The sequence below is a fragment of the Mycobacterium sp. IDUB_28 genome, assembly GCF_055419285.1.
Window position 1 is genome coordinate 24,815 of record NZ_JBVAXK010000006.1, and the last position, 23,583, is coordinate 48,397.

28 protein-coding genes, 4 tRNA genes and 1 pseudogene are annotated in these 23,583 nt (G+C 67.0%); 17 read left to right on the forward strand and 16 right to left on the reverse strand.

Translation table 11 applies throughout. The features are described 5' to 3' along the window. Nucleotides 1–8 precede the first annotated feature (8 nt). Complete coding sequence (locus ACZYZ9_RS13925; protein ID WP_463826855.1) at nt 9–662, forward strand: DedA family protein; 654 nt, start codon at nt 9–11, stop codon at nt 660–662. 1 nt (nt 663) lies between these two features. Here the strand turns inward: ACZYZ9_RS13925 and ACZYZ9_RS13930 are convergent, their stop codons facing one another. Next, nucleotides 664–1,281: a TetR/AcrR family transcriptional regulator gene (locus ACZYZ9_RS13930; protein WP_463826856.1), complete on the reverse strand. Its 618-nt coding sequence runs from the start codon at nt 1,279–1,281 to the stop codon at nt 664–666. Nucleotides 1,282–1,436: 155 nt separating this feature from the next. Here ACZYZ9_RS13930 and ACZYZ9_RS13935 point away from each other — a divergent pair, with 155 nt between their 5' ends. Beyond that, on the forward strand, nt 1,437–1,865 hold the full coding sequence (locus ACZYZ9_RS13935) for an anti-sigma factor antagonist (RefSeq protein ID WP_463826857.1): 429 nt from the start codon (nt 1,437–1,439) through the stop codon (nt 1,863–1,865). A gap of 14 nt (nt 1,866–1,879) precedes the next feature. Here ACZYZ9_RS13935 and ACZYZ9_RS13940 read toward each other — a convergent pair whose 3' ends face one another. Next, on the reverse strand, nt 1,880–2,524 hold the full coding sequence (locus tag ACZYZ9_RS13940) for a TetR/AcrR family transcriptional regulator (RefSeq protein ID WP_463826858.1): 645 nt from the start codon (nt 2,522–2,524) through the stop codon (nt 1,880–1,882). A gap of 134 nt (nt 2,525–2,658) precedes the next feature. On the opposite strand from ACZYZ9_RS13940, the gene ACZYZ9_RS13945 reads away from it, so the two are divergent. After that, nucleotides 2,659–3,771 carry a carboxylate-amine ligase gene (locus ACZYZ9_RS13945; protein WP_463826859.1) on the forward strand — a complete coding sequence of 371 codons (1,113 nt, stop codon included), beginning with the start codon at nt 2,659–2,661 and terminating at the stop codon, nt 3,769–3,771. A 19-nt stretch (nt 3,772–3,790) separates the two neighbouring features. On the opposite strand, the gene ACZYZ9_RS13950 is transcribed toward ACZYZ9_RS13945, so the two are convergent. From ACZYZ9_RS13950 to ACZYZ9_RS13975, 6 genes are all read right to left on the reverse strand, one after another. Next, nucleotides 3,791–4,558 (reverse strand): sulfite exporter TauE/SafE family protein, encoded by a 768-nt coding sequence (locus ACZYZ9_RS13950; protein WP_463827162.1) that lies wholly within the window; start codon nt 4,556–4,558, stop codon nt 3,791–3,793. Between the two features lie 114 nt (nt 4,559–4,672). Further along, nucleotides 4,673–5,539, reverse strand: a complete 867-nt coding sequence (locus tag ACZYZ9_RS13955; protein ID WP_463826860.1) for a hypothetical protein — start codon at nt 5,537–5,539, stop codon at nt 4,673–4,675. A gap of 119 nt (nt 5,540–5,658) precedes the next feature. Beyond that, complete coding sequence (locus ACZYZ9_RS13960; RefSeq protein WP_463826861.1) at nt 5,659–5,964, reverse strand: hypothetical protein; 306 nt, start codon at nt 5,962–5,964, stop codon at nt 5,659–5,661. Between the two features lie 2 nt (nt 5,965–5,966). Beyond that, nucleotides 5,967–6,260: a putative quinol monooxygenase gene (locus tag ACZYZ9_RS13965; RefSeq protein WP_463826862.1), complete on the reverse strand. Its 294-nt coding sequence runs from the start codon at nt 6,258–6,260 to the stop codon at nt 5,967–5,969. A gap of 112 nt (nt 6,261–6,372) precedes the next feature. Beyond that, entirely contained in the window at nt 6,373–6,765 is a 393-nt protein-coding gene (locus ACZYZ9_RS13970) for a DUF805 domain-containing protein (protein ID WP_463826863.1), read from the reverse strand. A 31-nt stretch (nt 6,766–6,796) separates the two neighbouring features. Continuing rightward, nucleotides 6,797–6,868 (reverse strand) — tRNA-Val (locus ACZYZ9_RS13975). 169 nt (nt 6,869–7,037) lie between these two features. On the opposite strand from ACZYZ9_RS13975, the gene ACZYZ9_RS13980 reads away from it, so the two are divergent. The 4 genes from ACZYZ9_RS13980 (at nt 7,038) to ACZYZ9_RS13995 (ending at nt 8,158) form a co-directional block, all read left to right on the forward strand. After that, nucleotides 7,038–7,110 (forward strand) — tRNA-Gly (locus ACZYZ9_RS13980). A gap of 27 nt (nt 7,111–7,137) precedes the next feature. Beyond that, nucleotides 7,138–7,208 (forward strand) — tRNA-Cys (locus ACZYZ9_RS13985). 16 nt (nt 7,209–7,224) lie between these two features. After that, nucleotides 7,225–7,299: transfer RNA gene (locus tag ACZYZ9_RS13990), tRNA-Val, on the forward strand. A gap of 298 nt (nt 7,300–7,597) precedes the next feature. Next, a complete protein-coding gene (locus tag ACZYZ9_RS13995) occupies nt 7,598–8,158 on the forward strand; it encodes a Pycsar system effector family protein (protein WP_463826864.1) in 561 nt (186 codons plus the stop codon). Between the two features lie 1,052 nt (nt 8,159–9,210). On the opposite strand, the gene ACZYZ9_RS14000 is transcribed toward ACZYZ9_RS13995, so the two are convergent. The 3 genes from ACZYZ9_RS14000 to ACZYZ9_RS14010 form a co-directional block, all read right to left on the reverse strand. Beyond that, nucleotides 9,211–9,840 (reverse strand): hypothetical protein, encoded by a 630-nt coding sequence (locus ACZYZ9_RS14000; protein ID WP_463826865.1) that lies wholly within the window; start codon nt 9,838–9,840, stop codon nt 9,211–9,213. Between the two features lie 101 nt (nt 9,841–9,941). Then, entirely contained in the window at nt 9,942–10,883 is a 942-nt protein-coding gene (locus tag ACZYZ9_RS14005) for an alpha/beta fold hydrolase (RefSeq protein ID WP_463826866.1), read from the reverse strand. Nucleotides 10,884–11,004: 121 nt separating this feature from the next. Beyond that, on the reverse strand, nt 11,005–11,130 hold the full coding sequence (locus ACZYZ9_RS14010) for a hypothetical protein (protein WP_463826867.1): 126 nt from the start codon (nt 11,128–11,130) through the stop codon (nt 11,005–11,007). Nucleotides 11,131–11,162: 32 nt separating this feature from the next. Here ACZYZ9_RS14010 and ACZYZ9_RS14015 point away from each other — a divergent pair, with 32 nt between their 5' ends. Next, nucleotides 11,163–11,465 carry a hypothetical protein gene (locus ACZYZ9_RS14015; RefSeq protein WP_463826868.1) on the forward strand — a complete coding sequence of 101 codons (303 nt, stop codon included), beginning with the start codon at nt 11,163–11,165 and terminating at the stop codon, nt 11,463–11,465. Here ACZYZ9_RS14015 and ACZYZ9_RS14020 read toward each other — a convergent pair. Then, nucleotides 11,404–11,721 (reverse strand): DUF732 domain-containing protein, encoded by a 318-nt coding sequence (locus ACZYZ9_RS14020; protein ID WP_463826869.1) that lies wholly within the window; start codon nt 11,719–11,721, stop codon nt 11,404–11,406. The two genes, ACZYZ9_RS14015 and ACZYZ9_RS14020, sit on opposite strands and share 62 nt — an antisense overlap. A 100-nt stretch (nt 11,722–11,821) precedes the next feature. Here ACZYZ9_RS14020 and ACZYZ9_RS14025 point away from each other — a divergent pair, with 100 nt between their 5' ends. The 3 genes from ACZYZ9_RS14025 to ACZYZ9_RS14035 are packed head-to-tail and all read left to right on the forward strand — an operon-like array spanning nt 11,822 to nt 13,670. Beyond that, the gene (locus tag ACZYZ9_RS14025; protein ID WP_463826870.1) at nt 11,822–12,553 is read left to right on the forward strand and encodes a Clp protease N-terminal domain-containing protein; all 732 of its coding nucleotides are present in this window, start codon (nt 11,822–11,824) and stop codon (nt 12,551–12,553) included. 48 nt (nt 12,554–12,601) lie between these two features. After that, nucleotides 12,602–13,126 (forward strand): hypothetical protein, encoded by a 525-nt coding sequence (locus ACZYZ9_RS14030; RefSeq protein ID WP_463826871.1) that lies wholly within the window; start codon nt 12,602–12,604, stop codon nt 13,124–13,126. Nucleotide 13,127: 1 nt separating this feature from the next. Then, entirely contained in the window at nt 13,128–13,670 is a 543-nt protein-coding gene (locus tag ACZYZ9_RS14035; RefSeq protein WP_463827163.1) for an N-acetyltransferase family protein, read from the forward strand. Here the strand turns inward: ACZYZ9_RS14035 and zapE are convergent. Continuing rightward, nucleotides 13,633–14,718 carry a cell division protein ZapE gene (gene zapE / locus ACZYZ9_RS14040; RefSeq protein ID WP_463826872.1) on the reverse strand — a complete coding sequence of 362 codons (1,086 nt, stop codon included), beginning with the start codon at nt 14,716–14,718 and terminating at the stop codon, nt 13,633–13,635. The genes ACZYZ9_RS14035 and zapE overlap by 38 nt on opposite strands. On the opposite strand from zapE, the gene ACZYZ9_RS14045 reads away from it, so the two are divergent. The 4 genes from ACZYZ9_RS14045 to msrB are packed head-to-tail and all read left to right on the forward strand — an operon-like array spanning nt 14,717 to nt 18,848. Further along, nucleotides 14,717–15,475 (forward strand): pyrimidine reductase family protein, encoded by a 759-nt coding sequence (locus ACZYZ9_RS14045; RefSeq protein WP_463826873.1) that lies wholly within the window; start codon nt 14,717–14,719, stop codon nt 15,473–15,475. The genes zapE and ACZYZ9_RS14045 overlap by 2 nt on opposite strands. Before the next feature lie 19 nt (nt 15,476–15,494). Next, nucleotides 15,495–17,051 (forward strand): alpha/beta hydrolase, encoded by a 1,557-nt coding sequence (locus ACZYZ9_RS14050; protein WP_463826874.1) that lies wholly within the window; start codon nt 15,495–15,497, stop codon nt 17,049–17,051. 40 nt (nt 17,052–17,091) lie between these two features. Beyond that, complete coding sequence (aftC, locus tag ACZYZ9_RS14055) at nt 17,092–18,432, forward strand: arabinofuranan 3-O-arabinosyltransferase (protein WP_463826875.1); 1,341 nt, start codon at nt 17,092–17,094, stop codon at nt 18,430–18,432. A 5-nt stretch (nt 18,433–18,437) separates the two neighbouring features. Continuing rightward, the gene (gene msrB / locus ACZYZ9_RS14060; RefSeq protein WP_463827164.1) at nt 18,438–18,848 is read left to right on the forward strand and encodes a peptide-methionine (R)-S-oxide reductase MsrB; all 411 of its coding nucleotides are present in this window, start codon (nt 18,438–18,440) and stop codon (nt 18,846–18,848) included. 76 nt (nt 18,849–18,924) lie between these two features. Here the strand turns inward: msrB and hemQ are convergent, their stop codons facing one another. Genes hemQ through hemE form a run of 3 tightly spaced genes read right to left on the reverse strand, consistent with a single transcriptional unit; the run spans nt 18,925 to nt 22,039 of the window. Continuing rightward, a complete protein-coding gene (gene hemQ, locus ACZYZ9_RS14065) occupies nt 18,925–19,620 on the reverse strand; it encodes a hydrogen peroxide-dependent heme synthase (RefSeq protein WP_463826876.1) in 696 nt (231 codons plus the stop codon). Nucleotides 19,621–19,625: 5 nt separating this feature from the next. Beyond that, nucleotides 19,626–20,981: a protoporphyrinogen oxidase gene (locus ACZYZ9_RS14070; protein WP_463826877.1), complete on the reverse strand. Its 1,356-nt coding sequence runs from the start codon at nt 20,979–20,981 to the stop codon at nt 19,626–19,628. Beyond that, nucleotides 20,978–22,039 (reverse strand): uroporphyrinogen decarboxylase, encoded by a 1,062-nt coding sequence (gene hemE / locus ACZYZ9_RS14075; protein ID WP_463826878.1) that lies wholly within the window; start codon nt 22,037–22,039, stop codon nt 20,978–20,980. Before hemE ends, ACZYZ9_RS14070 begins: the two co-directional genes overlap by 4 nt. A gap of 54 nt (nt 22,040–22,093) precedes the next feature. On the opposite strand from hemE, the gene ACZYZ9_RS14080 reads away from it, so the two are divergent. Continuing rightward, entirely contained in the window at nt 22,094–22,888 is a 795-nt protein-coding gene (locus tag ACZYZ9_RS14080) for an enoyl-CoA hydratase/isomerase family protein (protein ID WP_463826879.1), read from the forward strand. A gap of 57 nt (nt 22,889–22,945) precedes the next feature. Further along, nucleotides 22,946–23,583, forward strand: a pseudogene (locus ACZYZ9_RS14085) (DUF3000 domain-containing protein).

Genomic DNA, 23,583 nt, shown 5'->3' on the forward strand with positions numbered 1-23,583 from the left:
TTTAACCCATGAACGTGGAGGCCCTGCTTCAGACCATCCCGCCGCTCGCGGTGTACCTGGTGGTCGGTGGAGTCGTCGGACTCGAGAGTCTGGGCATACCGCTGCCCGGGGAAATCGTGTTGGTCAGCGCCGCCCTGATGTCGTCGCATCACGAGCTGGCGGTGAACCCGGTCGGCGTCGGCGCCGCGGCGGTGATCGGCGCGGTGATCGGCGACTCCATCGGGTACTCGATCGGACGCCGGTTCGGGATGCCGCTGTTCGACCGGCTTGGCCGGCGCTTCCCGAAGCACTTCGGCCCCGGCCACGTCATGCTGGCCGAAAGGACGTTCAACCGCTGGGGTGTGCGCGCGGTGTTCTTCGGCCGGTTCATCGCGCTGCTGCGCATCTTCGCCGGACCCCTGGCCGGGGCGTTGAAGATGTCCTACCCACGGTTTCTGGTCGCCAACGTCAGCGGCGGCATCTGCTGGGCCGGGGGCACCACCGCGCTCGTCTATTTCGCCGGCGTGGCTGCGGAGAAATGGATGTCGCGGTTCTCCTGGGTAGCGCTGGTCATCGCCCTCATCTGCGGCGTCACCGCGGCTATCCTGCTGCGCGAGCGCACGTCTCGGGCCATCGCCGAGCTCGAAGAAGAACACCACCGCAAGGCCGGCACCACCGCCTGAGTCAGCCGGCCGCCTCACCGAGCTGCGGGCGATGCTGCTCGATCAGCGTCCGCGCCAGCGACTGGGCGCGGTGCGCGGAGTCGCGGTCGCCCACCGCGGCCAGGATGATCGCGCCTTTCATCAGGAGATGCCAGGACCAGGCGAAGTCCTCGACGTCAAGCAGCCCGGCGGCCACCGCGCGCTCGCGCACTATCTGCCGGACGTTGTCGAGGTGGACGATGCAGGCCTGCCCGGCGGGGTGATCGGGACCCAACTCCAGCAGCACGTTGATGAACGAGCAGCCCTCGTAACCGTCCCGGTGCTGGAACCACTCGTGTAGCACGTCGAAGATCGCCAGCAACTGCTCCTCGGCCGTGGCGCCCCGCTGGGCGGACTGCTGTTCGATCAATCCATGGGTCCAGAGCTCTTCGCGCCGCTGCAGCACCGCCAGCACCAGATCGTTTTTGGTGGCGAAGTGGCGGTACAGGGTCGCCCTGGCCACCCCGGCGCGTTCGATGACTTCGTCGGTGCCGACGGCGCGGATGCCGCGACGACTGAACAGCTCGTAGCCAGCGCCCAGAATCCGTTCGCGGGCCGGCACAGCTGACGCCGCGGACCCGGTGACCTCGGTCGTTGCCATATCAGGCCTTACCGTACTCTTAGCCCGACCGTGTAGACAGACCGCCCTGTCTTGTTATAGAAATGGTATCCACAGGACAAGAATTTGTCTGTCTTCAGATTGCAGGACGGGCATCCATCGCGGCGTAGTTCACGCCAGCCGATTAGGAGTGCACCATGAGCCTGGCCATTTCCGAATCATTCTCCACCCACCTGACGCTCAGCACTCGGTTGGTCTACGCGTTGGGCGATCCGCGCAGCACGCTGCGCGCCATCACCGACCGCAGCGGCGACGCGGTGGTCATCCATGCCGGCGGGGAGGTCGACGCCTGTAATGAGCAGACCTGGCGCCAGCTGGTGACCGAGGCGGCCGCGACCACCACCCCGCCCGGGCCGTTGGTCGTCGATGTCACCGAAGTCGAGTTCCTGGGCTGCTGCGCCTACAGCGTGCTTGCCGAGACGGCCGAGCAGTGCCGGCTGCGCGGCGGCGAACTACGTCTGGTGAGCCCTGCGCGGGCCGTCGAGCGCGTGGTGCGGGCGGGCGGCTGGGCTGCCACGCTGCCGATCTACCCGACTGTCGACGACGCCCTGAGCGCGCGGCGGTAATCTGGCCTGCGGCGTTATGCCGCGCCGTTGGCGACCAGTTCTCGGTCCGCCGCGGCCGGTGGCGGCCCCACCTCCAGCACCGCCCGGACCGAGGCGCGCAGGTAGTCGCCCAGCATGGGCATCCCGAATTGCTGCCCGCGCGGACCGATCCATTTGGGCAGGTCGATGATGCAGGCGGCGATCAAGTCGACTGCGACGGCGTCGCTGCGCCGCCACATTCTGTCGGCCAGCTGCGACATCGCCGCGTGCAGTTCCGCCGCCAGGGTGTGCAACTGCGCGGCGATCTCGTCCGGCATCGGTTGGCCGGCCACGTCCTCGCGGCGCACCGTCATCAGGCAGGCCGACGATCCCGGATACATCTCGGGATACAGCAGCGACGTTTCGGCCGCGGCGTACACCGCGTCCAGCGGCTCACTGTCCGCTTCGGACCGGGCATCGTCGACCAGGCTGCTCAACAGGTCCAGAAAGCGGCGTTCCGCACGTATCCACACCCGCCCGAGCAGGCCGCCGCGCGACTCGAACGCCCGGTAGATGGCGCCGTTGGAGACGCCGGTGGCCTTGGTGAGTGCGCGGATCGTGACGGCTTCGATCCCGTGCTCGGCGACCAGTTCTTCCGCGGCGTCCAGGACGTCGTCGTGTCCGCGCGACCGGGGACTCAACACTGCTGACCACTCCTTCTTCGGATGTGTGTTGCGGTCATTGTCCCCAACCGGCCTGGATCGCACAGCGAAATGGCCGATACGGCCGAACTCGCACCGGGTTTGGCGCCGGCCGCGCGGGTAGCTTGGCGGACATGGGCACATCGTGCTCGGCGAGCGGCCTTCCCACGGTGGGGGTCGAAGAGGAATTTCTGCTCGTCGAACCGCAGACCGGCGAACCGGCACCCCGCAACAACGCGGTAGCCATCGAGGCGGCCCGCCGCGGCGTCGACATGCAGCTGGAGCTGAGCAGTTGTCAGGTAGAGATCGCTTCCGGGGTGGTGCGGACCAGTCGGGAACTGCGCGATGAACTCGCGGCGCTGCGCCGTACTGCGTCGGCGGCCGCCGACGCGGCCGGGGTCCGGCTGCTGGCGCTGGGTCTCCCGCCGGTGACGCCGCACGAGTTCCCGGTCACCGACACCCCGCGGTACAAGCAGATCGGCGAGCGGTTCGGGATGGTCGCACACGAGCAGGGCATCTGCGGCGCTCATGTGCATGTCGAGGTTCCCGATCGGGCGGCCGCCGTCCACGCGAGCAATTGGCTGCGGCCGTGGTTGCCGACACTGCTTGCGCTGTCAGCGAATTCGGCGGTGTACCGCAGTTGTGACACCGGCTATGCGAGCTGGCGCAGCGTGCTGTGGCGGCGTTGGCCGGTGGCGGGCGCTCCGCCGTATTTCGCCTCGCCCGACGAGTACGACCGCACCGTGCAGATGCTGGTCGACACCGGGGTGTTGCTGGATCAGGGCATGGTCTATTGGGACGTGCGCCCGTCCGCGGTGTTCCCGACGGTCGAGGTGCGGGTCGCCGACGTGCCGGCGACGGTTGACGAGACGGTGTTGCTGGCCACCCTGATCAGGGCCGCGGTGATCACTGCCGTCGACGAAGCGCCGGCAGGTGCCGACCGGCTGCCCCCGGCGGTCTTGCGCGCCGCGTACTGGCAGGCCGCGCACGATGGACTGGCCGGCAACACGCTGGATCTGATCAGCGGCCGCGGCTCGGTACCGGCCCGCGAGCAGCTTTCTGCGCTGGTGCAGCGGGTACGCCCGGCGCTGGACGCACTCGGCGAGTACGCCCGGGTGGTCGAGGAAGTCGACCGAGTTGCCACGCAGGGCAACGGGGCGATGCGTCAGTTGCGGGCGTGGCGCGAGCGCGGCGAGGTGATGGACGTCATCGAAGCGGCTGCCGCGGCCACACTGTCGGCTCACTGACTGGGCTCACTGACTCGGCTCACAGGGAAAGCAGTCGGTACAACCCGATCAATCCCACCACAACGATGGTGGCGCGCAATGCATTCGGCGACAACCGTCGGCCGTACCGGGCACCGACCAGCCCGCCGATCGACGAGCCCACTGCGATCACACCTGCCGCCGGCCAGCTGATGCGATCCCACGCCACCAACGTATAGCCAACGGCGGCAACAACATTCACCACCAGCGTGAGCAGGTTCTTGGCGGCGTTCATGCGCTGGACGGACTCCGGCAGCAATGCACCCATCATCCCGACCAACAGAATGCCCTGCGCGGCAGTGAAATAACCGCCGTAGACGCCGACCGCGAAGGTCCCCACCACAAGTGCGACCATCCGGGCGGAGGTGATCCGCTCGACCGAGCGGCCCTCCTGTTCGGCCCGCCGCCGCGCCCAGGATTGCAACCACGGCCCGAGCACCACCAGCACCAGAGCCAGCACCAGCAGCGCCGGCACGATCCGGGTGAACACCTGCTCGGGCAGATGCAGCAGCAGGTAGGCGCCCAGCACCCCGCCGGCCAGCGAAGCCGGAATCTGCCAGCGCAACCGATCCCACTGACCGCGCAACTCGGCGCGGTAACCCCAGGTGCTGGACACTCCCCCGGCCACCAGACCGACCGCGTTGGACATGGTGGCCGTGACCGGCGGATAGCCGAGGGCAACCAACGTCGGAAACGTGATCAGGGTGCCCGAGCCGACGAGCGCGTTGATCGCACCGGCCCCGAGTCCAGCCAGCCCGATCAGGAGCAGGTGGTGAACCGACACCCCGAGAACCCCGAAAGTCTAGTGACGACACCGAAATTCAGCGGGCGCCCGGGGGTTACCCGAGCACCCGCTGATCCGGTCTGACGGCGTAGCCCTGTGCTAGGAACCTAGGTAGGGAACGCCGGGCAGGTTGGGGATGTTGTGCCAGTTGGGCAGCGGGCCGCCCTGCTGGAACAGCTGCACCGCAGCGTCCTGCCCGTTTGCGTTGGCAACCCAGTCGCGGATGGTGAAGAACAGATCGGTGCTGGCCCGGGTGGCCAGTTGCGCGGCGACGTCGTACTCATTGAGGTTGGTGCCCGGGACGGGCGTACCACCGCGCGGGGTGTGCGGGCCGTCCTTGTTCAGCAGCGTGTGGCACTCCTGGAATCCCGGCGGCGGTCCGCCCGCAGGGCAACCCTCGAGGGGGAACTGCTGCGCGAAGTCGATGCTGTAGTAACCGGTGTGCAGGTCGGCCGGGAAGTCGGCCGGGTTGCAGACGGGGAAGATCGGCGGGGCGAGCCGGTCCAGCTGGCCGATGGCGATGTTGTCGTCGACCCAGTTGGAGTGGGAGTAGAAGTCCTGCAGGGTGTGCAGCAGGGCCCCGAACGCGGCGCGGGCACCGGGCCCGTCAGCCTCGACGTTGCCGTTGAGCACCGATCCGCTCAGGATGATCGGCGAGAAGGTGTCCCAGGCGACTCGCGCTCGATTGCAGATGTCGGTGGGGTTGATCGAGTTGTCCAGGTGCCGGAACTCGTCGGTGGCGAAGGCATCGCTGCCCAGCGCGCCGCCGCCCGGCGGCGGCCCCACCAGGATCTGGTTGACCGCCAGCTGGCTGACCTGGTCAGCGGGAAGCGCGTTGCGCGTGATCGTCTCGTGGTACTTGACGTAGAACGCCTGAGCCGTCGGCGCGCCGAAGGATACGACGGCTGCGACGGCCGCCAGTATCGCGACGAGGACGCCCAACGGGTGCCTGCGGGTTAGCGTCATGAGAACTCCGTACTGGTAGGGACAGCTAATTGGGACCTAGAAGAACTCGGTGTCGTGCGCTTTCGTAGACGTTTCCTCATGAACCTTACGAAATCAATAAAGACCCGTCGATATCAGCATCAACGCATGCTTTCCGCGAGGTAGGGAAGCGTCGTAGTCCGGTAGGTCTCCACGGTGTCCGCGAGCAGTTCGGCGAACTTGGCCTGCAGGGTTGCCGTCGCGTCTCCAACCGGCTTGTCGCAGAAGCGGCACCGGGCCGCGAACCGGGCGTGCTCGTCCTCACCGGGCCAGAATCGGCGTGGCCCCACCGTGGCTCCCGGGTCGTACTGAACGGCTTGATGCGCGCTCTCGCGCAGGATCCTTCCGACCGGATGTTGCTGTGGGCATTCGAGTTTCAGCGTGCCGATGCCTTCGGAGAAGCTCATTGCTAGATGTCGCTGGTGAGATACCGGGTCTTGACCGGGGGCGCGGCCAGCAACGGCGGAAGCTGCGTCAGCTTGCCTTCCCCGGCCCTGAACCGGCGGTAGGCCTCGTCGTGGTCCACCGATTCCCACACCTCGTAGATCAGCCAGTGCGCCTCGTCCTGCTCGTCGACCCACACGTCGGTCTGCAGGTTGCCGTCGAACGCGCGGGTGTCCTGCAGGGCCCGGCCCATCAGTTCTCGCCCGGCCGATACCTGATCGGGCTTGAATCGCAGCTCGAGAATCACCGTGACCGGCATCGTCGTCTCCTGTTCTGCCGCGGCGCGTGCGGTCAGGGGAATGGTACTTCGTGGGCACTGGCCAGCGGTCGCACCGAATGCCTTACCCGGACTCCGGGCGGCGGGGCGGTAGCTATGCCGGCGCGCCGTACTGCTCGTTGGGCAGGCCAGGCGTCGCGGCCAGCGGATCCGGACCGAAGCGATTCGGCCCCTCGGTGCCCCTCGCGACAACCCAGACCAGCAGCGCGATGGCCCCGATGACCGGGATGAGGCTGAGCAGCACCCACCAGCCCGAGGCGTCCACGTCGTGCAGGCGTCGGACACTGACGGCCAGGCTCGGGATCGCGGTGAGGAGGTTGAATATGACCGAGACGATCTGCGTGTCCATGCTGGCGTCGACCAGGGTGGACGCGATGCCGCCCAGGACGGTGAAGAGGACCCAGTACCAGAACTCGGAGCGGCAGGCGCGACCGCTGAAGGTGACGTACTTGGTGAACCCGGTCGCGACGGCCTGCCCGAAGCCCATCTCATCTCCCCCGGATCGGGATGCGTACTTGTGGTCCCGGCTGGGATCGAACCAGCGACCTTCCGCGTGTGAAGCGGACGCTCTTCCACTGAGCCACGGGACCGGCGCCGAGAGGCGAACGACGTCGAAGATTATCACGATCCGCTGAGGGGACGTGCGACGCGAACCGTCCACCCCCGCATTGGACACGCTCGGTACCAAGGAATTTGTGTGCGCTCGCGCACTGGACTATCGTCGTGCTTCGCACCGAGCGACGATCTCGCTCGTTGCGCGCGGATGTAGCGCAGTTGGTAGCGCATCACCTTGCCAAGGTGAGGGTCGCGGGTTCGAATCCCGTCATCCGCTCGAAGGTGCAAATGGCATCAATCCAGCGGTGGAGTGGCCGAGTGGTGAGGCAACGGCCTGCAAAGCCGTGCACACGGGTTCGATTCCCGTCTCCACCTCCGACTTTTGACCCCAGCGCGATTAGCTCAGCGGGAGAGCGCTTCCCTGACACGGAAGAGGTCACTGGTTCAATCCCAGTATCGCGCACCAGCATTATCGCAGATCAGGACGTTTAGTTAGAAGGACTGATCAATCAGCATGCAATAGTCATGCAATAGCGGTCAGCTCACAGCGGTGTAGAAGACCGTCTGCCCATCCAGAAAGTCCTCGGTGTTACTCATGAGGCCTATGTGGCGAGCGTCGCTTATACCGGAGACGTGTAGCGAAATGCCGCAAGCCTCTCGGCGTGTCGCTACCTCTCTATCCCCTTTTGACGTGTCAACCTCAACCTGAGGAAACAGCGATGGGATGATTGATGCCGGAAGGACCAGGCGCGGAGGAACCGCCCGTGCCGGAGACCGTTGAGGAGACGCCGAACCCCGAGCCACAGCCCGAACAGGCTTGGAAGGCGCTGTCACTCGTCAATGAGTGGATACGCCACGCCGAGACCAAGGCTGGCGCAATTCTTGCGGCGGCGGGCGTCACCGGTGGGGTCCTCTACAACCTGGTGAAAAGCCAGCAGCACGCCCCATGCTTGATGAACGCACTTCCCGCCCTTTGCGGCGCGCTTGTCTTCGCAGCCGGGTTCTGCGCGACTGCCACATTGATCCCACGGCGAAATGTGTCTGGCGGTCCGGAGAACTTCAGCAACCTGCTTTTCTATTCGCATGTGGCACTCGCGTACCGAAACGATGAACCAACCTATGCCCAGGTACTTGCCGCGTTGACGTCCGACCCTCACGACTTAACTCGTCATCTCGCAAATCAGGTCCACGCGAATTCGGTGGTAGCGGATCGCAAGTTCGTCTGGGCGACGCGCGGCATCAAATTCCTCGTCGGCGCTCTGGCTGCGCTGGGCATAATCGCGGTGGTAATAGGAGCTCGGAGTCTGACAGCATCGTTCCAGTGACACAGATGGCTGCAGCGGAGAACGCTACGAGCCATAGACCCCAGCCCGCTGATGCGCCGACAGGCACGCCAAAAAAAATCTCCTTCGGGACGGTTATCAACCTGGTGATGTTGATGACAGCAATCGTCAGACATGCCACGCCGATGGCGACGATCCCCCACGCAACGGCGACGGCCCATCGCGGGTCGAACGAAGACCGGGACCAGTACTTGACGACGATTAGTGCGCTAGCGCAAATAACTCCCAAGATCAGTATTGCGACGCCCCAGTTGCCGAAATCAAGCCCGCCGACGGTTAACCACAGCACCTTCGCCCAGGTTCCGACGCTACCGATCACCACGCCCGCACTGCCTGCCATCGCTCCCAGCAACGTAGGGCGGTAAAGCGAATCAACGCCAGATGACCAATCGGGCGACAAATTCTTCTCGGCCATGCTGCTCTCCCGATCCGGGCCGTCCTCTTCGCGCGGAGTCTTGTTCGTGGTCTCCCAGGGGGACATGTGCTCAAACTCTACGGCTTCGCCTTCAGAGTTAACTTCGAACATGAGTCGCCCGCCGTTGCGATGGAACCAATGTGTCTCTGATGGTGGTCGACCAGATCGATGTGGTCAATACAGCCACCTGTTCCTGCCCGATGCCCGTACTGGTGACCGTGGCTCACTCAGCGACATGTCACAAAATTGCCATGTGCGTGCGACAGCCAAAAGGCTGTTGTTTCCGCGATGTCGACGGGGGCGAACTTGTCGAAAGGGATACGCAGGCACTTTCTCTACCTACCCGAATTCTTTCGTCGGCTCAGGATGCCTGAGTACAGCAACCGCAGCGCGTTTATCGTGGCCAATCGGAAACTGTCGCCGCGCCAGGTTCGCTCCTCGTCGGCCGAACTCACCACGCGGCATTCTGAGTTCAACCCGAACGGTCATTGCGACGAAGCCATCCGTTGACTCGCCCATACTCTCGCGGTGACGTCCAGTAAGCGATGCAAACTGAGGGCATCAAGCAAGGCCGGCTCGTTCAATCTGCTTGCGGGCAAAGCGATTTAACCAAGCATACCTAGCCCGGCAGTCCCGCCTTCATCTTGGCGTCCTGCTTGCGCGCGACATCGAGCAGGAAGCCCTGGTCCACCGGGTCGTCCGGTGCCCCTTCGGCTTCGATGAGCCCCAGCGCCTTGCCCTCGGTGAAGATCACCACACCTTTGGCTTTGGTGCCGTCAGGTGATGGACCGATTGCCATGACGCCCCGTATGCCCACCTCGGCCGGCGTCGTCGGCGCCTTGACGCTCAGCTCCTGAATGGATTTCGAGGTGGTGTCCAGCGCCTGGTTCGCCTCGTCCGGGTTGTTGTAGACGTAGATCGAAATTTCGACTTTGCGAGTGTTGGCCTGGTTGTTGAACACCCCTTCGACTCCGGCCGGAGTGGCGATGGGCAGGGACTGGGTCTGCACAAAGGTGTCCCCCGGTACGACGATGTCGGTGGCCGGGATCAATAGACCGGTGTAGTCGCCGGGCTGCCCGGTGGCGGTGCCCGACGGCGCCGTCGACGAGGACGCCGCGGACGAAGAAGCCGAAGACGACGACGAAGACGACGGGCTTGGCGAGTTGTCGCTCCCGCACCCCGTGACCGCTGCACCCACTACCAGGGCGGCCACCGCGAACGCGGCTCCCGCCGTCGATACGTTTGTCACCATTGACTCCCTTTTTCGGAAATTGGACAGCGGCCGTATCGCGCAACATAGCCCATCGTCGACCCGCTGGGAATACATCGGGCAAAGGAAACCGAAAGCCGCTATCTCCCAAAGGATTCGATGACTTTCACCAATTCGCCGGGCGCCTCCCAGTTCAGCGCATGCCCCGCAGCCGGCACGGTCACCAGCCGCGCCCCGGGAATACCGTCGGCGAGCCGGCGTGAGTGATTGGGCGGCGTGGTTCGGTCGGCCGAACCGACCATCACCACCGTCGGCACCGTGATCTCCCCCAGCCGCGGGTAACGATCCTCCCGCGAGAACGCCCGCACGATCGCCACGTGCGGCCCGTGCTGGTCCACATGCTCCTGGAACCCCTCCACGAACACCTTCACCATCGCCGGCGACGGCCGCGTGCCGCACTGCGCGGCCCCGAACAGCGTCGCAACGGTCTCGTTCTTGATCAGCCGCTGCAATACGCCCCACTCCAGTAGCGGGATCTGCAACCTGTTCTGCGGAGCCCCGTCCAGCACCCGGCCCGCCCAGGTGGCGAACAGCACCACGCCGCGCAGTCGCGACACCAGGTCAGGCCGCTCCAGCAAGGCGCGGATAGTGACGAATCCACCCATCGAATGCCCGACGAGCACCGCATCGCTGACATCGAAGTGCTTCAACACCGCGGCGAGATCGGCCGCCATCACTTCCGATCCGATGCCGTCCGCGCCCAGCGTCGAGCGACCGTGACCGCGTTGATCGAACGCGATAACCCGAAATCCTTTGCCCAGCAACTCATCCCAAACGATGTTCCACTCCGCAAGGGTCACCGAATAACCGTGCACCAGGACCACCGTCGGCCCCTCCCCCGCAGACACAGCACGCAACACTGTGCCGTCCGGCCGGGTGATCGATACCTCCGCGCCGTGCGGTTCGGCCAGAAGTTGTTCGCGCGTAAGCGGATCCGGGTTGCGTTCGATCCACGCGACCAATCCGCGCAACCCGGCCCAGCCCGCCACCAGTGCCGTACCCGCCAGCAACCCTGTTCTCAACCCGACCTCCGAAGATTCGATAGCTCACAGGCTATCGAGTGCCGTCCGGAGTCGACCGCACACGGTCTCCGACGTACCTAAAAACCAACCCGCACTACAGATTCTGGCTCTCGAGCGCGGCTCACTGGTCCGTGGCGTCGTCGCCTTCGACTTCTGCGTCCCCGGCACCGTCCTTGGTGTTGTTGACCGAAGTGGCCTGCGGGGGTTGCTTGTCACCTTCTGGCGGCGGCTGTTCAGCGGTGGTCACGGCTCCTCCGTCTACGCGTTGGATGTTTGCGTGTGAGCTACCCGGGCTCGCACTACACGAAACAGTTCCCGCCGCATTGGCGTGCCGGCCGCTGGTTCAATGTCGGTCATGGCGAGTTGCTGATCCTGATCGTGCTGGCACTCGGCGGACTCGGCGTCACCGCCGCCGTGATCGTGCTGCTGGTCCCACTGATCGACTCGCCCAAGAGGCAGGCGTACGTCCAGCATGCCTGGCCGGGCACGGCAGCACCCGGCTGGTATCGGGACACGTCGCTCAAGAGCCCGTCTGTGCAGGCAGCCGCGCCGGACAGTAGACCCCCGCCGCGATCGCGGTGAACCTGGCGGCATTCTCCTGCGTCAGCCCGGGATTCGCGCTCTGCAGCACCTGAACCACTTCGACGCCGGACTTACCGGCGGCCGCCATCTCGCACACCGCCTTGCCCGTCGTGATGACGCTCGCGGTGTCCTTGTATTTGATGCCCGCCGCATTAAGCGAGACCAGCAGCGCCTGGTCTTCGTCAGGACTGGCGTGTGCCGGGGCGGCGAGGCCGGCGAAGGCGGCCAAACCAATCAGCGCCAGCAGAAGTCTCATAGCTCTGTGATGGTTCCAGAGGCTCGGCAACCCTGCATCTCGAACGCAAATCGTCAACATGAGGTTGACGCATCCAGACCGTCAACCTAAAGTTGACGACATGGTCGAATCCACCAAAATCGCCTATCCGGTCCGCCTTGACGACCTGATCGCGGTGATCAAAACGGTGCACACCGGCGCCCTGGACCAGTTGACCGATGCGGTACTGGCGGCGGAGAGCCTCGGCGAGATCGCCGACCATCTGATTGGACACTTCGTCGACCAGGCCCGCCGCTCCGGGGCCTCCTGGACTGAGATCGGCAAAGCCATGGGCGTCACCAAACAAGCCGCGCAGAAGCGATTCGTGCCCAAAGCCGAAGCCACCCCGTTGGACCCCGAGCAGGGTTTCAGCCGGTTCACGCCGCGGGCGCGCAATGCGGTGGTCGCCGCCCAGAACGTCGCGCACCAGGCCGGCAACAGCCACATCACCCCCGACCACCTCTTGCTCGGCGTGCTCAACGATCCGGCCGCACTGGCCACCACTCTGCTGCGGCTGCAACAGATCGACACCGTCACACTGGGCCAGTCCGTTGAACTCCCGCCGCGCACCGGCGAACCGCCCGCGCTGATCCCGTTCAGCGGCCCGGCCCGCAAGGTGCTCGAACTCACCTTCCGTGAAGCACTTCGCCTGGGCCACAACTACATCGGCACCGAACACCTGCTCCTTGCGCTGCTGGAGCTCGAGGACGGCGCCGGGCCACTGCACCGGGCCGGCGTCGAGAAAGATCGGGTGGAGGCTGATCTGCGCGCCGCACTGGAATCGCTCACCACCGCGGAGCCGACCGATACCTGAGCCGATCAACCCCTCCCGCGACGTTTGCGCATATGTCATCATGCGAGGATGCGCCGCTGGCTGATCGCCCTTTCCGCGTTCCTCGTCGTCACGGCCGGGACGCTGCCGGTTGACGCCGCGCTGCCGGCCGCGCGGGCGGGTGACGCACCCATCGGTCATCTCGGTGACACGTTGCGGGTGGACACCGGCACCTACGTCGCCGACGTCACCGTCACCAGTGTGGTGCCGGTCGAACCGCCACCGGGCTTCGGCTACACGCGAAGTGGCGTGCCGGTCAAGAGTTTCCCCGACAGCACGGTGGCCCGGGCCGACGTGGTGGTCCGTGCCGTCCGAGTACCGAACTCCTACATCATGGCGTCGAACTTCAGTTTCGACGGGGTCACGCCGTTCGCCGACGCCTACAAGCCGCGGCCGTGCGACGCACCCGACTGGCTGGACGCCCAGTTGGGCAACGCCCCGACAGGTGCGGTGGTGCGCGGCGGAGTGTATTGGGACGCCTACCGCGATCCGGTGTCGGTGGTCGTCCTGCTGGACCGCAAGACCGGAGTTCACCTCGCGCAGTGGAATCTTTGAACTGAATATCGAACTCGCCACCCCCGGCGACGCCGAAGACCTGGCCGACGTCGCGGCGCGCACCTTTCCGCTGGCGTGCCCGCCGTGGTCGCGCGCCGAGGACATCGCCGCTTTCATCGACACGAACCTGTCGGCGCCACGTTTCGCGCAGTACCTCACCGACCAGCGACGTGCGGTCTTCGTAGCCCGGCACGACGGCCGAATTGTAGGTTACGCCATGCTGATTCGCGGTGTGCCGGACGACGCGGACATCCAGCGCGCCGTCCCGCTGCGCCCGGCGGTGGAACTGTCGAAGCTGTATGTGCTGCCCGACTTCCACGGGCACGGCGTCTCGGCGGCGCTGATGAGTGCCGCGCTGGATACCGCGACGCGGTGGGGTGCACGCTGCATGTGGCTGGGCACCAACGAGAAAAACGTTCGCGCACTGCGCTTTTACGCCAAGTTCGACTTCACGATCAACGGCAGCAGGACATTTCAGATGGGCGACTTCGTCGAGGACGACCACGTCATGGTCCGGGCGCTCGCCTCCCCGACATCAGCGTGAGCGCCAGCAGCCGCGACGTGGCCCGCAGATACTTCTTGCGGTAACCTCCGGCCAGCATCTCCTCGCTGAAGACGGTGTCCAGTTTCGCGCCCGAGGCCACCACCGGCACACCGGCGTCGTAGAGCCGGTCGGTCAGCGCCACCAACCGCAATGCCACGTTCTGGTCGTCCACCCCGTGCACGCCGGTCAGGAACACCGCGGTCACGCCTTCGATCAACGTCAGATACCGCGACGGGTGCATGGTGGCCAGATGGGCGCACAGCGCGTCGAAGTCGTCCAGCGTCGCCCCGGCGACCTCGGCGGCGCGCGCGGCGACCTCCTCGTCGGACAGCGGTGGCGGCGCCGGCGGCAGGTCGCGGTGCCGGTAGTCGGGTCCCTCGATGCGAACCGTGGTGAAAATGCTTGCCAGCGTGTTGATTTCGCGGAGGAAGTCCTGCGCCGCGAACCGTCCCTCGCCCAGTTGCTCGGGCAGCGTGTTGGAGGTGGCGGCCACCGAGACCCCCCGCTGGACCAGCGACGACAGCAACCGGGAGACCAGCGTGGTGTTGCCCGGGTCGTCCAACTCGAACTCATCGATGCACACCGCGGTGTAGTCGGCCAGCAGCTCGATGCATTCGGCGAAGCCGAACACCCCGGCCAGCTGGGTCAGCTCGCCGAACGTCGCGAACGCCTTCGGCGCGGCGTCGGGCAACTGGTAATAGGCCGAGGCCAGCAGGTGGGTCTTGCCGACGCCGAACCCACCGTCCAGATACAACCCGACGCCCGGCAGGACCTCGCGGCGGCCGAACAACTTCTTGCGGCCCGCCCGGCGCTGCTCGGCCTGCCGGCAGAACTCCCGGCAGGATTCGACGGCGGCGGCCTGGGTGGGTTCGGCAGGGTCCGGCCGATACGTCGCGAAGCTGACGTCGGCGAACGTCGGCGGCGGCCGCAACTGGCCGATCAGCCGCTCCGGCGACACCGACGGATGCCGATCCACCAGGTGACCGACCTGCGCCGAACTGGCCCCGTGCATGCACGAACTGTAGCGACGTGCTGCAATCGACCTCATGCCTGGCGAGACGTCTCTGACGCTGCTCGGCGCCACGCGCGACCTGGATCCCGCCGAACTCCCCCGGCTCTACGGTTATCCGCCCGACCTCGGGTGGGTGCGCGCGAACTTCATCACCAGCCTGGACGGCGGCGCCACCGTCCAGGGTCTCAGCGGCGCCCTGGGCAGCCCCGGTGACCGGGCGGTCTTCGTCGTGCTGCGGGAACTGGCCGACGTGATCGTGGTCGGGGCGGGAACGGTGCGCTCGGAGGGTTACGCGGGTGCCCAACTCAGCGTCGCGCAGCGCCAACAGCGGCAGGCCCGCGGTCAAGGCGAGGTGCCGCCGATAGCGATCGTCACCCGAACCGGTCACCTCGACCACGACCTGGCGGTCTTCACCCGCACCGAGGTGGCTCCACTGGTACTCACCTGCGCCGCCGCCGCCGACGATGCCCGCCGCCTGCTGTCGGGTGTGGTCGACGACGTCATCGCCTGTTCGGCCGACGATCCCGGCGAGGTCGACGTAGGCACCGTGCTGAGCACCCTGCGGGGGCGTGGACTGTCGCGCGTCCTGACCGAGGGCGGACCGACGCTGCTCGGCGCCTTCCTCGACCGCGAATTACTCGACGAGCTGTGCCTGACCATCGCGCCCGTCGTCGTCGGCGGCGCCGCGCACCGCATCGTCTCGGGTCTGGGCCAGCTGCAGACCCGGATGCGCTGCGCGCATGTGCTCACCGACGACGCCGGCTATCTGTACACGCGCTACGTCAGGGTGTAGCCCGGCTACTGTGGTCGGCATGAATCGGCGCATCCTGCCCGCCACGATCTTGTTGGTGGTCACCACCGTGCTGGCCGGCTGCGTCCCGGTCTTCGGCGCCGACCCCCGCTACGCCACCGACTCCGGCGCCCGCCCGCAGGGAGTGTCGACCACCAAACCACCGCCCAGCGGTCCACCGCCGATCGCGGCACCCAAGAACGATCTGTCATGGCGCGACTGCACCTCCAAGCTCAACGCCGACGCCGGCGTCCCCGGCGCACCCGGCGTCAAGCTGGAATGCGCCACCTACGACGCGGACCTGGACTCGCTCAACGGCGGATCGGGCTCGGTGAGCATCGGCGTGGTGCGTGCCCGCTCCGGTCAGACCCCGAAAGATGCCGGGCCGTTGGTGTTCACCACCGGCTCGGATATCGCGTCGTCCACGCAGCTGCCGGTCTGGCTGTCCCACGCCGGGGCCGACGTGCTGCGTACCCACCCCATCGTCGCCGTCGACCGCCGCGGCATCGGCATGTCCAGCCCCATCGACTGCCGCGACCGCCTCGACCGCGAAGAGATGCGCGACCAGACCCAGTTCGAGACCGGTGACGACCCGGTAGCCAACCTCTCCGAAATCTCCAACACCGCCACCACCAACTGCACCGATGCCATCGCGCCCGGCGACTCCGCCTACGACAACGCCCACGCCGCATCCGACATCGAGCGGCTGCGCAACCTCTGGGACGTCCCCGCGGTCGCGCTGGTCGGGGTCGGCAACGGAGCGCAGGTCGCGCTGACGTACGCCGGATCACGCCCGGACAAGGTGGCCCGCCTGATCCTGGACTCCCCGGTGGCGCTGGGGGCCAGCGCCGAAGCGGCCGCCGAGCAGCAGGTCAAAGGCCAGCAGGCCGCGCTGGACGCGTTCGCGGCGCAGTGCGTGGCGATCAACTGTGCGCTGGGTCCGGACCCGAAGGGCGCGATCAGCGCGTTGTTGACGTCGGCGCGCAGCTACGGCTTGGGCCGCACTTCGGTGGCGTCGATCACGATGGCCATCACTACCGCGTTGGGCTTTCCGACCGGCGACCGGGTGGGCAACACGACGAACCTGGCCAACGCCTTGGCCGCGGCGCGTTCCGGGGACTTCAATGCGCTGAACAACCTGATCAACCGCGCCGAAACCATTCAGCACAGCGACGGGCAATTCGTCAACAACTGCAGCGACTCGGTGAACCGCCCCACCCCGGACCGGGTGCGCGAGCTGGTGGTGGCCTGGGGCAAGCTGTACCCCCAGTTCGGCGCCGTCGCGGCGCTCAACCTGATCAAGTGCGTGCACTGGCCGACCGGTGCCACCCCGCAGCCACCGAAACAACTCAAGCTCGACGTGCTGCTCCTGGGTGTGCAGAACGACCCGATCGCCGGCAACGAAGGAGTTGCGGCCACCTCAGCCGCGGTCATCAACGCCAACGCCGCCAGCAAGCGGGTGATGTGGCAGGGCATCGGGCACGGCGCCAGCATCTACTCGTCCTGCGCGGTCACGCCGCTGGCGGCCTACCTCGACACCGGCAAACTGCCCGGCACCGACACGTACTGTCCCGCCTGATAATCGGCCCGGACCGCCCGACGCCGCGCCCCCAACGCCGGTGTACGGTGCGCTGGTGACGGCAGCTGACTCGACCAGAACCGGCCTCCGCGAATACGTGCAGGGCGCATTCCGTCCCGGCCCCCGCAGCACCGCAGCCATCGTTCGGACGGTGTTGTGGCCGATCGCCATCCTGTCGGTGCTGCATCGCAGCATCGTGCTGACCACCAACGGCAACATCACCGACGACTTCAAACCGGTGTATCGGGCGGCGCTGAACTTCCGGCACGGCCTGGAGCTCTACAACGAGCATTTCGACTACGTCGACCCGCACTACCTGTACCCGCCGGGTGGCACGTTGCTGATGGCGCCGTTCGGGTACCTGCCCTTCGCGCCGTCGCGCTACCTGTTCATCTCGATCAACACCGTGGCCATCCTCGTCGCCGCCTATCTGTTGCTGCGGATGTTCCACTTCACGTTGTCCTCGGTGGCCGCGCCGGCGCTGATCCTGGCCATGTTCTGCACCGAGACGGTGACCAACACCCTGGTCTTCACCAACATCAACGGCTGCATCCTGCTGCTGGAGGTGCTGTTCCTGAAGTGGCTGCTGGACGGCCGCGCGAGTCGGCAGTGGTGGGCCGGGCTGGCGATCGGGCTGACGCTGGTCCTCAAACCGCTGCTCGGCCCGCTGCTACTGCTGCCGCTGCTCAACCGGCAGTGGCGGGCCCTGGCGACCGCATTGCTGGTGCCGCTGGTGGTCAACCTGGCCGCGCTGCCGGTGGTGCCCCGCGCGATGGACTTCTTCACCCGCACCCTGCCCTACATCCTGGGCACCCGCGACTACTTCAACAGTTCCATCGAGGGCAACGGCGTGTACTTCGGGCTGCCCACCTGGTTGATCATCGGGCTGCGGCTGCTGTTCACCGCCATCGCCATTGGCGCGATATGGCTGCTCTACCGCTACTACCGCACCCGGGATCCACTGTTCTGGTTCACCACCTCATCGGGCGTGCTGCTGCTGTGGTCGTGGCTGGCGTTGTCGCTGGCCCAGGGCTACTACTCGATGATGCTGTTCCCGTTCCTGATGACGGTGGTGCTGCCCAACTCGGTGATCCGCAACTGGCCGGCGTGGCTGGGGATCTACGGTTTCATGACCCTGGACCGCTGGCTGTTGTTCAACTGGATGCGGTGGGGGCGGGCGATGGAATACCTGAAGATCACCTACGGTTGGTCCCTGCTGCTGATCGTGACGTTCACGGTGCTGTACTTCCGCTATCTGGATGCCAAGGCGGAGAACCGCCTGGACGACGGCATCGACCCGGCGTGGCTGACGCCCGAACCGGACCGCGCTAGCGTGGGAAGTTCACCCACACCAGACTTGGGAAGGAGTGGGGCAACGTGACTGACATCGCCCGTCCGAAACTGCAACTCACCGACGACGAGTGGCGCAAGAAGCTCAACCCGCAGGAGTTCGCTGTGCTGCGCCAGGCCGGCACCGAACGACCGTTCACCGGCGAGTACACCGACACCAAGACCCAGGGCAGCTACCAGTGCCGGGCCTGCGGTGCCGAATTGTTCCGCAGCACAGAGAAATTCGAGTCGCACTGCGGCTGGCCGTCCTTCTTCGACCCGTCGAGTTCGGATGCGGTCATCCTGCGGCCCGACCACTCGATGGGTGCGATTCGCACCGAGGTGTTATGCGCGAACTGCCACAGCCACCTGGGGCATGTGTTCTCCGGTGAGGGATATCCCACGCCCACCGACCAGCGCTACTGCATCAACTCGATCTCGCTGCGCCTGGTCCCCGACGAGGGCTGACCCGCTGGGCGTTGACCCTGCGTCCACGGCGGCAAAGTGCGACTAACCCCGCCCTCAGCGCAGAGCCAACCCGCGCTCAGGGCAGCGCGCTCACCAGCTGCTCGACCCCCACCCGCGGGCCGGTGAAGAACGGCGTCTCCTCCCGGGTGTGCCGGCGGGCGTCGGTGGCGCGCAGTTCGCGCATCAGGTCCACGATGCGGTCCAGTTCGGGCGCCTCGAAGGCCAGGATCCACTCGTAGTCGCCCAGCGCGAAGGCCGGCACCGTGTTGGCGCGCACGTCTTTGTACTCCCGCGCCGCCATGCCGTGCTCGGCGAGCATGCGGCGACGCTCCTCGTCGGGCAGCAGGTACCACTCGTAGGACCGCACGAAGGGATACACGCAGACGTAGTTGCCGGGGTCTTCCCCGGCGATGAAAGCCGGGACATGGCTCTTGTTGAACTCGGCCGGCCGGTGCAACGCCACGCTGCTCCACACCGGCGTGCACGCGCGGCCCAGCGCGGTGGCGCGCCGGAAGTCGGCGTAGGTCGCCTGCAGGGCCTCGACCCGCTCGGCGTGCGTCCAGATCATGAAGTCGGCATCCGCGCGCAGGCCGGCGACGTCGTAGAGGCCGCGCACCACCACCCCGCGTTCCTCCTGCTGCTTGAGGAAGGTCGCGGTCTCGTCGACGACGGCACCGCGTTCCTCCCCGAGCTCACCGGCCCGCACGGAGAACACCGAAAACATCAGGTAGCGGATGGTGGAGTTGAGGGCGTCGAAGTCCAGGCGTGCCATGGCACCTATCGTGCCACTCGCCCCGACACGGCCGAGACCACACTGGCCGCGGCCTTTCCGGCCGCGCCGATACAGGCCGGTACCCCGATGCCGTCGAGGTAGCTGCCCGCGACGGCCAGCGTGGGCGGCAGGCCGGCCCGCAAGGTGGCCACCAGGTTCGCGTGCTGCGGACCGTACTGCGGCATGGCGTCGATCCAGCGCTGCACCCGCACATCCACCGGCTCGAGGTCTACCCCGAACACGTCGGCCAGGTCCTCCAGCGCCCAGCCAAGCAGGTCGCCCTCCGACGTCCCCTTCGCGACGTCGTCACCGAACCGCCCGATGGACAGCCGCACCTGCTGAACCTCGCCATCGAGCCCCCATTTGCGCGACGACAACGTAATCGCTTTGGCGTGCAACGGTTCCCCGCTGGCCACCAGTACGCCCGACGACTGCGGAAACGGCGTGTCGGCCGGCACCGCAAGCGCCACCACCACCGAAGAGGCCGTCACGATCCGACCGGCGGCCGCCGCCGTCGCCGGCGCCAGTGTCTGCACCAGCTGGGCGACCTGCACCGCCGGGACCGCCAGCACCACGCCGTCGGCCTGCCACTGCACGCCGGTCTCGTCACGCAGTGTCCAACCAGGTTCGAGCGCGTCGATCCTGGCCCGGACCCACCGGATCCGGCTGCGCGCGACGAGTTCGTCGAGCAGCACCTGGTAGCCGCCCTGCAGCGAGCCGAACACCGGCCCGCCCCCGGTCGGCGGCAACACGCTCAGGATCGCCTCGGTCAGGCTGGCCGCGCCGCGGTCCAGGGCCGCCGCCACCGTGGGCACGGCCGCACGCAATCCGATGGTGGCCGCCGATCCCGCGTACACCCCACCCAGCAGCGGATCCACCGACCGGGCCACCACTTGTGCGCCGAACCGCTCGGCCACCAAATCGGCCACCGTGGGGTCGCTGCCGGGGGTCCAGTCCAGTGCCCGCCCCGGCTCGGATTCGATCCGCACGATCGTGGCCTCGTCGACCAGACCGGCCATCGATGCCGCCGACGACGGAATGCCCGCCACGGTGTCCGACGGCATCGCGTGCAGCCGTTGGCCGCTGTAGATCAGCGGACGCACGCCGGTGGTGGCCCGTTGGTGGTGAGCCAGGCCCAATTCGGCCAGCAGCGCCGGCATCTCAGGACGGCGCAGCACGAACGCCTCAGCGCCGAGGTCCATCGGCTGCCCGCCCAGCGACTCGGTGCGCAGCACGCCGCCGAGCCGATCGGCCGGGTCGAACAGCGTGATGGCCGCTTCCGGCGCGGCCTGCCGCAACCGGTACGCCGCGGTCAGGCCCGAAATACCGCCGCCCACAACGCAATACGAGCGGGCATTCATAGCGAGTGGACCAGCGACACCAGCTCGGTCAGCACACCGGGATCGGTCTCCGGCAGCACACCGTGACCCAGGTTGAAGACGTGTCCGGCGGCTCCGGCGTCGACGGCACGGCGCCCGTCGTCGACGACGGCGCGAGCTACTTTCTCCGTCACCGGCCAGCCCGCGAGCACCACCACCGGGTCCAGATTCCCTTGCAGTGCCGTACCCGGCGCCACCCGGGTGGCGGCATCGGTCAGCGAGGTCCGCCAGTCCACCCCGACCATGCGGGCGCGCGCCGGCTGCAGGGCCTCCGACATGGCGCCGAGCAATTCGGCGGTGCCGACACCGAAATGCGTCATCGGCACGTCGTGCTCGGCGAGCGTGGCGAACACCCGCGCGCTGTGCGGCAGCACGTACTGGCGGTAGTCGGCCAATGACAGCGTCCCGGCCCAGGAGTCGAACAACTGGATCGCATCCGCCCCGGCGCCGATCTGACCGCGCAGGAACTCGATGGTGAGGTCGGTCAGCTTGGTCATCAGCGCATGCCAGCTCGCCGGTTCGGCGAGCATCATCGCCTTGGTGCGCGCGTGGTTGCGACTCGGGCCGCCCTCCACCAGGTAGGAGGCCAGCGTGAACGGCGCCCCGGCGAATCCGATCAGCGGCACCTCACCCAACGCGGCCACCAGCAGGCCGATAGCACCCAGGATGGGCTGAATAGATTGCGGGTCAAGCGGTTTCATGGCTGCGACGTCTGCAGCGGTGCGGATCGGCTGGGCGATAACCGGTCCGACGTCGGGGACGATGTCCAGATCGATGCCCGCCGCTCGCAGCGGCACCACGATGTCGGAGAACAGGATCGCCGCGTCGGTGTTGTAGCGACGAATCGGCTGCAGGGTGATCTCGCAGGCCACTTCCGGCTCGAAGCAGGCCGCCAGCATGCTGTGCCGTTCGCGCAGCGCGCGGTATTCGGGCAGGGATCGGCCGGCCTGGCGCATGAACCAGACCGGGATGCGGCTGGGTTTGCGCCCGGCGACCGTGGCCAGATAGGGCGACTGCGGGAGGTCACGACGGGTACTCATCGGCTCCCATGCTGCCACGGGGTTGCGACGGACCACCCGCGTACCATCACGCCAATGCCCCTCACCTACGACGACTTCCCCAGCCTTCGCTGCGAATCCGAGCGTGACGGCGTGCTGAATCTGGTCCTCGACGCACCGGGCCTGAATTCGGTCGGCCCGCAGATGCACCGCGACCTCGCCGACATCTGGCCGGTGATCGACCGCGACCCCGCGGTGCGGGCGGTCCTGGTCCGCGGCGAAGGCAAGGCGTTCTCCTCCGGCGGCAGCTTCGACCTGATCGACGAGACCATCAACGACTACGAAGGCCGGTTGCGCATCATGCGTGAGGCCCGCGACCTGGTGCTGCACCTGGTCAACTTCAGCAAGCCGGTGGTCTCGGCGATCACCGGCCCCGCCGTCGGTGCCGGCCTGGTGGTGGCCCTGCTCGCCGACATCTCGGTGGCGGGCCGCTCGGCGAAGATCATCGACGGGCACACCAAACTGGGCGTGGCCGCCGGTGACCACGCGGCGATCTGCTGGCCGTTGCTGGCCGGCATGGCCAAGGCCAAGTACTACCTGCTCACCTGCGAGACGCTGTCCGGCGAAGAGGCCGAGCGCATCGGCCTGGTCTCCACCTGCGTCGACGACGATGATGTGCTGTCCACCGCGACGCGTCTGGCGGAGAATCTGGCCGCCGGCGCCCAGAATGCGATCCGCTGGACGAAGCACAGCCTGAATCACTGGTACCGGATGTTCGCCCCCGCCTTCGAAACGTCGCTCGGCCTGGAATTCATCGGCTTCGCCGGCCCCGACGTGCGCGAAGGCCTGGCGGCACACCGCGAAAAGCGACCCGCCCGTTTCATCGACTGACCGCGCGTCGGCGCGCCTGATTTCGCCGGTTGGACGATAGGTCTACCGTCGGAAGCTGTGACGCGCGACGACGACGATGCAGAGCGCAGCGATGCGGAGGAGCGGCGCTCATGACGTCAGCCGCCGAACCCGAACCGTTCCGCGAGGCGGTCGCGGCGATGAACACCGTCACCGTGCGCTCGGAGATCGAGCTCGGTCCCATTCGTCCGCCGCAGCGCCTGGCGCCCTACAGCTATGCGCTGGGCGCCGAGGTCAAACACCCCGACCTCGACATCGTGCCCGAACGTTCCGAAGGTGACGCTTTCGGCCGGCTGATACTGCTGTACGACCCGGAAGGGTCCGACGCCTGGGACGGTACCCTGCGCCTGGTCGCCTACATTCAGGCGGATCTGGACTCGCACGAGGCGATCGACCCGTTGCTGCCGGAAGTGGCGTGGAGCTGGCTCTCCGAGGCGCTGGATTCGCACACCCAGCACATGACGGCGCTCGGCGGGACGGTCACCGCCACCACGTCGGTTCGCTACGGCGACATCTCCGGTCCGCCGCGCGCGCACCAGCTGGAACTGCGGGCGTCGTGGACGGCCACCACACCCGAAGTGGGCAGCCACGTCAAAGCGTTCTGCGATGTGCTCGAGCACGCGGCCGGCCTGCCGCCGGCGGGAGTCACCGACCTGAGCTCACGGTCCCGCGCCTGA

Coding starts and splice junctions, on each gene's coding strand:
- ACZYZ9_RS13925 (WP_463826855.1), top strand. CDS start 9: ATGAACGTGGAGGCCCTGCTTCAGACCATCCCGCCGCTCGCGGTGTAC.
- ACZYZ9_RS13930 (WP_463826856.1), bottom strand. CDS start 1,281: ATGGCAACGACCGAGGTCACCGGGTCCGCGGCGTCAGCTGTGCCGGCC.
- ACZYZ9_RS13935 (WP_463826857.1), top strand. CDS start 1,437: ATGAGCCTGGCCATTTCCGAATCATTCTCCACCCACCTGACGCTCAGC.
- ACZYZ9_RS13945 (WP_463826859.1), top strand. CDS start 2,659: ATGGGCACATCGTGCTCGGCGAGCGGCCTTCCCACGGTGGGGGTCGAA.
- ACZYZ9_RS13955 (WP_463826860.1), bottom strand. CDS start 5,539: ATGACGCTAACCCGCAGGCACCCGTTGGGCGTCCTCGTCGCGATACTG.
- ACZYZ9_RS13960 (WP_463826861.1), bottom strand. CDS start 5,964: ATGAGCTTCTCCGAAGGCATCGGCACGCTGAAACTCGAATGCCCACAG.
- ACZYZ9_RS13965 (WP_463826862.1), bottom strand. CDS start 6,260: ATGCCGGTCACGGTGATTCTCGAGCTGCGATTCAAGCCCGATCAGGTA.
- ACZYZ9_RS13970 (WP_463826863.1), bottom strand. CDS start 6,765: ATGGGCTTCGGGCAGGCCGTCGCGACCGGGTTCACCAAGTACGTCACC.
- ACZYZ9_RS14020 (WP_463826869.1), bottom strand. CDS start 11,721: ATGAGACTTCTGCTGGCGCTGATTGGTTTGGCCGCCTTCGCCGGCCTC.
- ACZYZ9_RS14025 (WP_463826870.1), top strand. CDS start 11,822: ATGGTCGAATCCACCAAAATCGCCTATCCGGTCCGCCTTGACGACCTG.
- ACZYZ9_RS14030 (WP_463826871.1), top strand. CDS start 12,602: ATGCGCCGCTGGCTGATCGCCCTTTCCGCGTTCCTCGTCGTCACGGCC.
- ACZYZ9_RS14045 (WP_463826873.1), top strand. CDS start 14,717: ATGCCTGGCGAGACGTCTCTGACGCTGCTCGGCGCCACGCGCGACCTG.
- zapE (WP_463826872.1), bottom strand. CDS start 14,718: ATGAGGTCGATTGCAGCACGTCGCTACAGTTCGTGCATGCACGGGGCC.
- ACZYZ9_RS14050 (WP_463826874.1), top strand. CDS start 15,495: ATGAATCGGCGCATCCTGCCCGCCACGATCTTGTTGGTGGTCACCACC.
- hemQ (WP_463826876.1), bottom strand. CDS start 19,620: ATGGCACGCCTGGACTTCGACGCCCTCAACTCCACCATCCGCTACCTG.
- ACZYZ9_RS14070 (WP_463826877.1), bottom strand. CDS start 20,981: ATGAATGCCCGCTCGTATTGCGTTGTGGGCGGCGGTATTTCGGGCCTG.
- hemE (WP_463826878.1), bottom strand. CDS start 22,039: ATGAGTACCCGTCGTGACCTCCCGCAGTCGCCCTATCTGGCCACGGTC.
- ACZYZ9_RS14080 (WP_463826879.1), top strand. CDS start 22,094: ATGCCCCTCACCTACGACGACTTCCCCAGCCTTCGCTGCGAATCCGAG.